This window comes from Tangfeifania diversioriginum, from assembly GCF_900141875.1.
In the GTDB taxonomy this organism is placed as follows: Bacteria; Bacteroidota; Bacteroidia; order Bacteroidales; family Prolixibacteraceae; genus Tangfeifania; species Tangfeifania diversioriginum.
This window is the reverse complement of the sequence record NZ_FQZE01000022.1, coordinates 81,938-92,955: the sequence shown is the minus strand read 5'-3', so window position 1 is coordinate 92,955 and position 11,018 is coordinate 81,938. Positions and strand designations below refer to the sequence as shown.

Below are 11,018 nucleotides of genomic sequence, written 5' to 3'. Positions count from 1 at the left end.
AACCAAGCAGCATTTAAAGAAAAGCGTATTAAATTTCTTGAGAATCAACTCGCACAATTAAACAACGTTGCATGATTGTGTATAAGGTAGGTTAGTGTAGTAATCTTCATAAATCAAAACTATTTCAGAATACCTGCCAAAGTCATGGGTGAATCATTAAGGTTCGATGCTATTTTATCTTTATAATACTTTCATTAGTGTCCGGTTAAAATTTCATATGATGGACTGAATCTCCCGTAGAATAGAGCTTTCAATCCGCTTCACTCATTTTAAAATAAATCCGCCATTCGGTTGAATAGTTACAGAAAGCTCACCATCTTCAGGTATTGTAACAGTTTCCATAAAGGGAGTTCCGTCATTTTTATCGTTATACATTGTCACTTTTTGGTTTGAAAACATGGGAAGTTGAATGGTCAGTTTTTTGGCCTCTTTTTCAGCATTAACTCCTGCAACGTACCATTTTTGACCGCTGCGCCGGGCAATGATGCTGTATTTTCCGGGAGTGCCGTCAATGTAGCGGGTTTCGTCCCACAATGTGGGAATGTTGCGCATGAAATCAATTGAAAAGTCGGGGGCATCGGTTAGATTGTTAGGTGTTAAAGCAAAAAACTGAACAGGGTTTTGAAAAAGCACAGCAGTTGCCAACTGGAAAACGTCTGAGGTTAAGCGTTTTTGGCCTCCTGCATTGCCTTTATTGAAAAATTTATTCAGAACAACCCCGCCGAATTCCATGCTTCCCACCGCATTTCGGATAAAGGGATGCAGCGTAGCAAAGAAGGCTTCATTTTCGCGGACGCCTTGTGAGAATACGAGCATTTCGGAGGCCAGAACTGCTTCACATCCAACAAAATTGGGATACATCCGTTCCCAACCGCGCGGAAGGGTTGCGCCGTGGAAATCGACCATCAGACCATAGTCGTTGGCATCGGACAAAATATTTTCGTACAGGCGCATGGTTTCCTGCTTGTCGCCTCCCAAAAAATCAACCTTTATTCCTTTTACGCCAACCTCCTGCATTCACTTCATTTCCTTTTTGCGGGCAACTGAAGTATTCATTTTATTGACAGGGGTTTGAAAGGCATCGTTGGATGAGCCGTTTGAGTTGTACCATAAAAATACACCAACGTCTTTTGAGCGGGCGTAACTAATCAACTCTTCCATTTTATCGTAGCCGAGATTGGAGTCCCACCACGCATCAACCAGAATAAACTCGTAATCGAGGGCAGCAGCCAAATCAATGTATTTCACCTGGTCCTCAAAATTCATGCTTTGATCTTGCCAGATAATCCAACTCCAGGTACCACGTCCAAACTGATAATCGATGGATGGTTTGTAAAGCGGCTCCACCACGTCCCACGGGACAGTTGTTTCAACAATGGGTTTCAGGGTTTCGCCAACCGTTATGGTTCGCCAAGGCGTAACTCCGGGAAGCCCGATTTGGGCCCCTGAACTTCCGAACCCGTTGTTTTGTGCAGGGTTTGGATAATCGATCGTGTAAATCCCGTCGGTATATTTGCTTAAATGCGATGCACAGTAAAGGCTTCGCACGCCGGTTTCGGAAACGAGCACCCACCCATCGTCTCCAATCTGAAACAATCCGGGAAAGACATAACCTTCGGGCGACCGGTTATTTTCCATCGGGAAATCAGCTTCGTAGCCGCTTTCATAGCTGGGCGATGTGCGCGCAAAGGCTTCCATTGGCCGCATCATGTGCGAAAGGTAGCTCCTTGTAAACGACGGGAACCTGAACCCGGTGGCTTCTTTTTCAACCACGCAAGCCCGGGTGTCGCCCCACATGGGAAGTTCGTAGCGGAAAGCAATGTCGTTGTTGCTTACCTGAAACAAAATGTCGATTTGTTTTTCATCGGCATTCAAAAATGTACATTTCAATGTATTTGCATGGTATGTGATGTAGGACTGCTTAATCTTATTCTGAACGTAATTTTTTTCCACATCACCGGTAGCTGATTCAACAAAACTCATGTGGGAAGTGAAGTCGCCTTCGTTGGTAATTAATCCCAGCGGGGAGTTTTCCAACATGGATTTTCCATTATACGAAACCGTGTAAACAGGTTTATCGTTTTCCATAAGCACACTTAGCTGAAGATGCCCGTTTGGGCTGGCAATTTCTGCTGCCTGCTGTGAGAAAACAGCACTTGAAATCGTCATAAAAAAAAGCGTAAAAAAAGCAGTTAAATAATTTTTCATGAGTCTGTTAATTTGGTTGTAATAGAATTTTTTCTGTTAAAACTTTTCCGTTTGCCAATATCTTCTTTTCAATAAAAATCCCTGTTTTGTTTTCTATATCCTGCACTTTTTGACCGGTTAAAGTGAAATAGTGGACAGACAACACTTTTACTCCCGGAGCTTTTAACCCGTCGATGGATGTGTTTTCATCAACTATATTAACCGAGTTGGTGAGAAATACCGTATCGATAACGAATGGATTGCTGCCATTGGACCAAAAGCCGGCAATGTAAATGTGTTCGGCATTCAGCGGGTTTCCATCATCTTTTGTTGCATTTTTCAGATCTACAACCACTTCGCTATTGTTTCCAAAAGAAAATATTGCTGGAGAGCCCCAGTAACTTGGGCCATCAAATATTCTGAAATCCACATTTGCATTGTTTGCACTGCCCAACCGGGCCACGAGGTATTTGTATTCAGATAAATCGATTCCATTGTACTGCCAGCCGCCAAATCCCCACGGCCCGGTGTGCAGGGTGCGGGTGGTTTCATCAAACGTGCCATCTTCCCAAATCTTCGGATTGAATAACTCTTCGGTTAGCGGGAAGGTGGTTGCGTTTACCTGAAAAGTTACCTGTTTTTGGTTTCCTTTTTTATCGGTGTAGGTGGCCTCCACCTCAGCCTGGCCGTCTTTTATGGCAAAAACCCGGCCCCTCACAAAATTGATCACATCCGTATTGTCAACAGAAATTTCAGCCACCGAAGCAACGTTCTCGATATGCCCGTCGGCAAAAACGGCATTCATTTCAACGCTTTTAGAACTGTTGGTAATCACTGAAATTGTATTGCCCCCCTCAATGTATAATTCTGAGATTGTGAGATAATCATCAGAAACGCCTTCAAAATCATACTCCCCGGCATATTCCTGGTACCAGTGGTACACCGGCCACGGACAAGCTTCAGGGTCGGTGAGGAAATCGACAACATCGGCAGGGGCATCGGGGTTTCCGAATTCGGCCAGCAGGTGAGGTTCGGTAAAAATCAACCAGCTCACATTGCCGCATTCGTCGGTAATCTTTTTGAAGTTGGCTCCAAATCCTTCGCCGCCCGCTTCGCCGGTAATAGCTTTCCCCCACGACATGTTGTGCCTTTCGGGGGCCCAGTCCATTTCAGTGACCATAACCGGCGCAAAATCGGCAACGGGCTGAACCTGCTGTTCCCAGCCTCTTTGAAATGCTTCGTAACCGCTTCCGCTGTTAAACCAACCCGGGTAAACATGCACGGCGTAGCCAATATCTTCGCCTTCAATCGGATTCACAGCATAACCAGAATATTGCGATTGGTACCCAAGTCCCGGAATCCATAAAATATTGTCGGCAGAATTTCTGATGGTATCGACGATTTCCTGAAAATAGGTTTTCAGGTTGTCGAAATGTTCCTGAGTGCCGCTTCCGTAAGTGCCATCGGTACTCAGAATATTGATAGGTTCATTGGCCAGTTCAAACATGATGTGGGGATTGCTGTTCAGTGCCGGATGCTTTGATACTATGCCCCAAACTTTGATCAGGTATTCATGATAAACCCCGCCAATTTCAATCGTTTCGGGGCAGACCCCCGGAGGCCGCATCACAACATAAAGCCCCTTTGAAACGGCATACTCTGCCATGGGGACAAACACCTCGTCGAGGTATTTTCTGAAACGTGTTTCGTTAAAACACTCTTCCCCTTCGTAACGTCCTTCACACCCGGGCGTGCTGCTCCAGTAGGGATCCATGTGCATGCGCACGAAGTTCATCATCCAGCCGGCTGAAAAGAGGCTGTCGATAATACCCTGGTTATATTCTAAGCAGCCTTCTACATCGTAATTGTTCCATTTTGTGCCCCTTTCGTTGAACCACGGCGAAAAAGTTTGGGCATAGCCATGCAGATTTACAATATGTCCGTGGCTGTCTTTCAGATACCGGCCTTCCACATGTAGTTCGGGCATGGGCATTCCTTCCCAGGCTTTTACACCAACGGTTTGCAGCAAAATCAAAAAGAGAAAACTGCCATTCAGTATAAATTTCATTCGTTTCATTGGTGAATGGTTATTTCTTGAATTTCCACCAGTCAAAATTGAAAAGCTGTCCATCGTTTCCTTTAAATACGAAACAGATATCGTGAATACCCTCCACTTTTGTCAACTTACATGATGTTTTTTTCCAGCCATCGGTATTTTTTACTTTGCAATTGCCAAGCAACTGGCCATTCACATCGTTGAGACGCACCTCTATTTGGCCACCTTTTGAAGACGTTGCCACACCGGCTTCGAATTTTTTCGCGCCTGCACCAAAATCAACGCTTTTCACTTTTATGAAATCCCCGTTATTAATTTGGGTTACATAAACGCCGGTTTTGCTATTGCCTTCCGTTTTCACCCCTTCGGACCAGGCGATGGTTTCGGCTTCCACTTTTTTATACGGATTCAGGTTTGCAACACTTTCTTTCACTCCCTCTTTTGTGGGGGCGATAAGCGGAATCGTTCCATCGGGATTGTAGTTAAACTGCTCCACACTCACCGAACGTTTGAAGCCTTCGCCACCCGACAATTCCTGTGTATGGTAAAAAAAGTACGAATTGCCTTTGTAATCGATAATTCCCGGATGGTTGGTGAAAGCCAGATGGTCGGCCCTTTTCATGATAAAACCCTGATATGTCCATGGGCCGGTAGCCGATGGTGCTGTTGAATAAGCGATGTATTCGGGAATTCCGGCCGCAGCATACACCATGTAGTAGAGACTGTTGCGCTTGTAAATCCAGGGGCCTTCGGTATAATTTGAAATATGTTGTCCGTCCCTGCCTTCATTTTCGCCAAATGCCTCCTTCGTCATTTCCGCGGCCACAATTCCGTTATTGCCAATGCTTTTGTCGTACGAAATCATGTCCTCGTTCAACTTAACGTAGAAGAGCGCAGGATTTCCCCAATACAGGTATGCCTGTCCGTCGTCGATGAATACTGTCGGGTCGATGTCGTGCCAGATATTTTCACTGTCAACAATTAGCCGGTGTCCCAGCGGATCGCGAAACGGGCCGGTTGGCGAATCAGCAACCAGTACCCCGATTCCATCGCCGTGAATGGGGCAGTACAGATAAAATTTTCCGTTTCGCCCGATGCATTGCGGTGCCCATGCTCCGTTTGTTTTATCGCTCCAGGCAAAATCACTGAGCGAAGCCACTGCACCATGGTCGGTCCAGTTTACCATATCGGTGGTTGAGTAGCACCGCCAGTTGTACATGGTGAAAAAATTATCGACGGTTTCATCTTCATCGTGTGTGGTATAAAGATAAACCGTTCCGTCGTGCACCATGGGTGCCGGGTCAGCTGTGAAGTAAGTCTGGATAATGGGGTTTTGTGCCAATCCAAATAATGGAGCTAATGAAAAAAGCACCAATAAACTGGCAATTCTGTTTGTCATTTGAAGTTTCATATTTGTTTCGATTTTCAATGTTTTAATATTATTTGTTCACCTCCCTAAACCTAAGGCAATTTTTTCTTGTCAATTGTCCAAATAGTTGATTCTGAAAGTTGACATGGATTTCCGGTAAACAATTTACCTGCTTCGTCATCGCCTTTCAACTGCCATTTATACCAGGCGGTGGCCACTTTCGCAAATTCCCCGCCGTGGAGCTGACCATAAGTTCCGCCATGCCCGACATCCATATTGGCTACAAATACCGGTACATGGTTGATTCGATTAAAGTCGTCCATTCCATTTTCGTAAGCAATATCTGATTCACCTCCAAGTAAATAGAGTGTTGGCGTATGAATTTTTGCCAGATGGTCTTTGGTTAAGTTGGGCATGCCCGGCATTCCGCTTGGTGGATTTTTCAAAATACCACTGTTGCAAACCACGGTGGTGGTAATGCGTGGGTCGGGTGCCACTTCAAGTGTTTGCAGTCCTCCGCACGACATGCCGCTAACAGCTATATTCTCAATATCAATTTTTTTGTAGAATGCACTTGTTTTATCGCTGTTTTGGGCAATGGCCCAGTCAACTGCGTCCAGCAACTGCGACGAGGTTGATCTCCCGTTGCCACGTTCTCCTTCCTTTGGCATGGGGCCGATGGCAATCACCAGAAACCCGTGCGATGCCACTTCCGACAAAAAGTTGACATGCTCCCAGGGGGAGTTGGCACACGCTCCATTTCCCCAGGCGATAATTGGTAACTTGTTTTTCTTACCGAAAGCACTCAGGTCTTTTGGCCGGAATATGGTATGTGTTGACAAAGAGCTATCAGTGTACATAATTGCACTGTAATCACCTGTTCCGCCATCTTCAACAATTCTGTGGGTTGCTATTCCCGAAGCAGGTTTCTGTGCGGATAAAGAATTTTGAATAGTTAATCCGGCAAATCCCAGAACGGCAAGGCAAATCAATAATTTCTTCATAATAATTGAATTCGTATTAATACCAATAATTTATTTCAACTATTTAAACAAGAGCTGAGCAAGTTGATGCAAGCTGCGGCGCCAGGTATGAAACTCATGGGCTGTTCCTTCCGAAATGTATGATTCAGCATTAAAACCGGCCTGTTGCAAATTGGTCACGGCATTCTTCACGCCATCGGGATGTTCTTTACTGCCACAGCTTATGAAAACAAGCTTCAAATTTTTATGATCTTCGATTTCTTCAGGTTTATAAATACCTCCGCTAAACAGGCCATAATATGAAAATACATCGGGCCTGTTCAGGGTAATCATCTTTGTTTCCATACCGCCCATCGAAAGGCCGGCCATGGCGCGATTTTCCTGATTGGCCAAAGTGCGGAAATTGGCATCGACGAATGGAATTAGTTCATCGGTTAAAACAGTTTCGAAAGGTTTGATATCGAAATTGCGTAATCCGCCAAATTCAATATCGTTGGTCATTCCGTAGGTCATCACAATGATGAATGGTTTGGCTTTACCCTCAGCAATCAGGTTGTCCATAATGAGGTTGGCACGCCCCTGCCTGGGCCACGAAGTTTCATTTTCGCAGTAACCGTGTTGCAGGTACAACACCGGATACTGTTCCGGCGATTCTTGATCGTAACCCGGAGGTGTGTACACAAAAGCCCTGCGCTGGGAATTTGTACTTTCCGATGGAAACAGAATTTCATGAACCTGACCATGCGAAACCTCTTTTAATGCGAAAATATCCTGATCGGGAGCAGGTACCTCGACACCGCTTCCGTAACGACAAGCCCCGTAAAAGAACATGCTGCCGGGATCGGGCACTGAAGCCCCGTCGATATTTAATTGATAATAATGAAAACCCGGGTCCTGCGGGGCCGATTCGCCTGTCCAAAGTCCGTTTTCGTCTTTGGTTAAATCGTATTTCACCCCGCCAATATCGAGCTGAACATAGTTGGCATCGGGTGCTAAAATTTGAGTGCGCACGCGGCCCTCAGAATTTACCTGGGGAAACTCACTGCCCGGTTGGTTTACAGACGAAGGTTTGAAGTCTTCAACTACCTGTGCAAAAGATTGTGAAGCACACAACACTGTTGCAATTGGAATTGCAAATAAAAAAAATCGGAAAAATAGTTTCATAAGTTTCAATTTAAATGGAACAAAAAAATCAAGTTTTTCAAATTGGAAAAATTATTTTCTGTCCAAATTACAAGAACTTTTTGATCAACACAAACGGCTGATTTTTTTCTTTTTACCGCAAAGCTTTGCGGATTGAAAAAAGTGTTGTAAAACATTTTTATGAGGGTGATGTGACTTGTAACTGCATCATGATTTTTAGCGAATAGACCCCGACATTTCAGGGCGCTGATCCCGTTTTTAAACGAGTAAATATTACATTTGTATTCAATAGTGTCCGGTAAAATAAAAGATTAATGGCTGAAGCCCTTGAATAATGCGGATTTATTGCCCCCGGCTTAAGCCGGGGGTTTTGAAGAAAGAAAAACTGGCTTTAGCCGTTAAATGCAAATAATTTATTTTCAATAAGATGTTCGTTTTATTCTGTTTCTATTTCTAAAACACAATTTTTACCGGACACCACTGATTTGTATTTATAAAATTTTCAGAATGGGCAAGCGACACATTTCGTTAAAAGATTTGGCTGAAGAACTGGGCGTTTCCATTTCCACGGTTTCGCGGGCGCTGAAAAATCATCCCGACATTAGCGCCGAGCTGACTCAGAAAATTCAGCAACTGGCGCATGAACGGAACTATGTGCCCAATCCGCTGGCGATGGGATTGCTCCGGCAGCAAACCAAAATGATTGGGGTGATTGTGCCCGATATTGTCACCCATTTTTATGCTTCCATCATTTCGGGGATTGAAGAAATTGCCAACCAACATGGCTATTTCTGCATCATCTCCTCCTCCGGCGAATCGTTTCAGAAAGAGGTGGAGTCGGTCAGAAATCTTTTGAAAGCCAGGGTTGAAGGTTTGATTGTTTGTTTGAGCCAGGGAACAAAGGAATTCAGCCATTTCAACCGGTTAATTGAAACTGAAATACCGCTGGTGTTTTTCGATCGTGTTCCATCGGGTTTGAATGTACCGACTGTTACTGTTGACGGAGTTTCAGCAGTAAAAAGTATCGTCCATCATTTTTATGAAAATGGCTGCAGGCGAATCGCTTACATTTCAGGCCCTGAACATTTGAGCATCACGCAAAACCGGAACCGCGGTTTCAGGGAAGGGGTGGCAGAATGTGGGTTGCCTTTTGAAGAGGATTTGCTTGTATCCTGTAATATGAGCCCGGGCAATGCAAACGCGGCTGCAAAAAAGTTGCTCGCACAGCCAAAGTTGCCCGATGCCATTTTCGGAATAAACGATACCGTTGCATTTGCGGCAATGAAAGAAATCAAACGCCAGGGGTTAAAAATCCCGGAGGACATTGCACTGGTAGGTTTTACCGATGAATTTCATTCTACGGTAGTTGACCCGCCACTCACATCGGTAACGCACCCCACTTTTGAAATTGGGAAAGTGGCAGCCGGCCTGTTTTTTAAACTGATTGAGAAGGGTGGGAGCTTCAGCGAAAATATTGTCCTTCAAACTGAACTGGTTGTCAGGGAATCATCAAAGAAAAAGAGATAAAAAAAGTCATGCCCTTATTTAGGAAAGCATGACTTTTTCAGCAAAAATCAGTAATTTTTATTCTTTCCACGGAACCACATCCGAGCGATAGAAATTGATGTCCTGTGCTTCGAAACGACTTCCGAAATCTGCCAGCCGGATTTTGTATTCATCCCAGTTTCTCAGCTCCGGGGCAGTCCATCCAATCTCTGCATAACCAGGCAGTTGGGGAAAAACCATGTATTCAATCTCCTCCATGTTGGTGATAGTTTCTGTCCACAACGGTGCTTCCACTCCCAGTATGTTTTCTTTGGTAACGCCTTCCACGTAGGTTGCCGGGTTCCAGTCGTAACCGGTGTCCACTTCAATATAGGCAGCCCAGTGCAGTCCAATGTGAGTAGTGGAATCGTACTGCATATCCATGTAGGCTTTTTTTGCCGGCGACATCAGTACTTTCGCACCTTTTTCCACGCCCATGGTAGTATTTTCCACATTGGCCCAAAACTGAACTGCAGCATTGTCAACCAGTTCGGCGTTGGCAATTTCATCCCAGCCAATTACCTTTTTGCCGTGCGAAAGCACAATTTCCTGTACCCGGTTTACAAAATAGATGTAATCGTCTTTGTCTGTTGAATGCGATTCGTCACCACCAATGTGAAACCATTCTCCCGGTGTTAACGCAGCAATTTCCCTCACCACATCGTCCACAAATTCATACGTAATTTCCTTGTCGGTGCACAGGCTGCTAAAACCAACCTCGATGCCTGTATAAAGCTCGGGGGCCTTGCCATCACAATTGAGTTCCGGATACGAAGCCAGTGCAGCATTGGTGTGTCCCGGCATGTCAATTTCGGGGACAATTGTAACATGGTGTTCCTGTGCGTACCTGACTATTTCAGAATATTGTTCCTGTGTATAAAAACCACCTTCGCCACCGCCTACCTGGGTGCTGCTACCAATTTCAGTCAGTTTGGGCCACGATTTAATTTCAATGCGCCAGCCCTGGTCGTCGGAGAGGTGCAGGTGCAGCCGGTTCATTTTGTAAGTTGACAAAAAGTCGATAAACCGTTTTACATCTTCCACCCCAAAAAAGTGGCGCGACACGTCGAGCATAGCACTGCGGTAGCCGTAATCCGGAAAATCACGGATTTCTCCTGTGGCAATTTCATAAGAATCTTCACTGGCAATTCCTGCCGGCAAGGTTTGCAGTAAGGTTTGAATGCCGTAGAAACAACCTGCCGCACTGTGGGCTTTCACCGATACGAGTTTTTTCCCAACTTTCAGGCTGTAGCCTTCTGTTCCCAGTTCATCGTCCTCGTCGGTAACATAAAGATAAATTCCGCTGCGTGGCACTTCACTGGTGGCTGAAACTGCAGGCGCTGTCCCTAGGATTCGTTTCAATTCAGCGGCAAGATATTCAGCCTCCTGTTGCAATTCTTTAACTTCTTCATGATAATACACTTTTGTAGCTGTTGTCAGTTCAAACGACTCTCCGGTGGCTTCAACGGAAACAGGCTTTGGGATAAAACTGTTTTGGGTGAGATCGGTGGGTTCTTTTTTGGTGCAGGAATTGAGCAGGAAAACGCCGGTTACAATGGCAAACACAAGCAAAAATTTGGTTTTCATAATTATACTTTTTGTTTTTGATTATTTCAAACTTTAAAATTACTCATTTGGTTTGAAGATTGAACGGGTGGAGCATACTTTTTTAATTTTTTAAGAAGGTGGTGATTGTGAAAATAAATTTGTTTTTTATTACTTCTGCTATGGTACA

At 44.7% G+C, this 11,018-nt stretch carries 7 protein-coding genes and 1 pseudogene; 1 reads left to right on the top strand and 7 read right to left on the bottom strand.

The window, feature by feature from the left end; all coding sequences use genetic code 11:
* Positions 1-264 precede the first annotated feature (264 nt).
* The 6 genes and pseudogenes from BUC07_RS21340 to BUC07_RS14050 all read right to left on the bottom strand — a co-directional run bounded on the left by BUC07_RS21340 (position 265) and on the right by BUC07_RS14050 (position 7,759).
* Positions 265-552: a glycoside hydrolase family 97 C-terminal domain-containing protein gene (locus tag BUC07_RS21340; protein WP_245792710.1), complete on the bottom strand. Its 288-nt coding sequence runs from the start codon at positions 550-552 to the stop codon at positions 265-267.
* A pseudogene (locus BUC07_RS14070) lies at positions 550-2,169 on the bottom strand (glycoside hydrolase family 97 catalytic domain-containing protein); the annotation flags it as partial. The gene BUC07_RS21340 and the pseudogene BUC07_RS14070, both read right to left, overlap by 3 nt.
* A 46-nt stretch (positions 2,170-2,215) precedes the next feature.
* Positions 2,216-4,264, bottom strand: a complete 2,049-nt coding sequence (locus tag BUC07_RS14065) for a glycoside hydrolase family 5 protein (protein ID WP_073170688.1) — start codon at positions 4,262-4,264, stop codon at positions 2,216-2,218.
* Positions 4,265-4,274: 10 nt separating this feature from the next.
* Positions 4,275-5,642, bottom strand: a complete 1,368-nt coding sequence (locus tag BUC07_RS14060; RefSeq protein ID WP_073170720.1) for a glycoside hydrolase family 43 protein — start codon at positions 5,640-5,642, stop codon at positions 4,275-4,277.
* A 62-nt stretch (positions 5,643-5,704) separates the two neighbouring features.
* Complete coding sequence (locus tag BUC07_RS14055; RefSeq protein WP_073170685.1) at positions 5,705-6,616, bottom strand: alpha/beta hydrolase family protein; 912 nt, start codon at positions 6,614-6,616, stop codon at positions 5,705-5,707.
* A 39-nt stretch (positions 6,617-6,655) separates the two neighbouring features.
* Positions 6,656-7,759: an alpha/beta hydrolase-fold protein gene (locus BUC07_RS14050; RefSeq protein WP_073170682.1), complete on the bottom strand. Its 1,104-nt coding sequence runs from the start codon at positions 7,757-7,759 to the stop codon at positions 6,656-6,658.
* Between the two features lie 486 nt (positions 7,760-8,245).
* On the opposite strand from BUC07_RS14050, the gene BUC07_RS14045 reads away from it, so the two are divergent.
* Positions 8,246-9,265: a LacI family DNA-binding transcriptional regulator gene (locus BUC07_RS14045; protein ID WP_073170680.1), complete on the top strand. Its 1,020-nt coding sequence runs from the start codon at positions 8,246-8,248 to the stop codon at positions 9,263-9,265.
* Positions 9,266-9,322: 57 nt separating this feature from the next.
* Here the strand turns inward: BUC07_RS14045 and BUC07_RS14040 are convergent, their stop codons facing one another.
* A complete protein-coding gene (locus tag BUC07_RS14040; protein WP_073170677.1) occupies positions 9,323-10,870 on the bottom strand; it encodes a beta-N-acetylhexosaminidase in 1,548 nt (515 codons plus the stop codon).
* Between the last annotated feature and the right edge of the window lie 148 nt (positions 10,871-11,018).

Coding starts and splice junctions, on each gene's coding strand:
- BUC07_RS21340 (WP_245792710.1), bottom strand. CDS start 552: ATGCGCAACATTCCCACATTGTGGGACGAAACCCGCTACATTGACGGC.
- BUC07_RS14065 (WP_073170688.1), bottom strand. CDS start 4,264: ATGAAACGAATGAAATTTATACTGAATGGCAGTTTTCTCTTTTTGATT.
- BUC07_RS14060 (WP_073170720.1), bottom strand. CDS start 5,642: ATGACAAACAGAATTGCCAGTTTATTGGTGCTTTTTTCATTAGCTCCA.
- BUC07_RS14055 (WP_073170685.1), bottom strand. CDS start 6,616: ATGAAGAAATTATTGATTTGCCTTGCCGTTCTGGGATTTGCCGGATTA.
- BUC07_RS14050 (WP_073170682.1), bottom strand. CDS start 7,759: ATGAAACTATTTTTCCGATTTTTTTTATTTGCAATTCCAATTGCAACA.
- BUC07_RS14045 (WP_073170680.1), top strand. CDS start 8,246: ATGGGCAAGCGACACATTTCGTTAAAAGATTTGGCTGAAGAACTGGGC.
- BUC07_RS14040 (WP_073170677.1), bottom strand. CDS start 10,870: ATGAAAACCAAATTTTTGCTTGTGTTTGCCATTGTAACCGGCGTTTTC.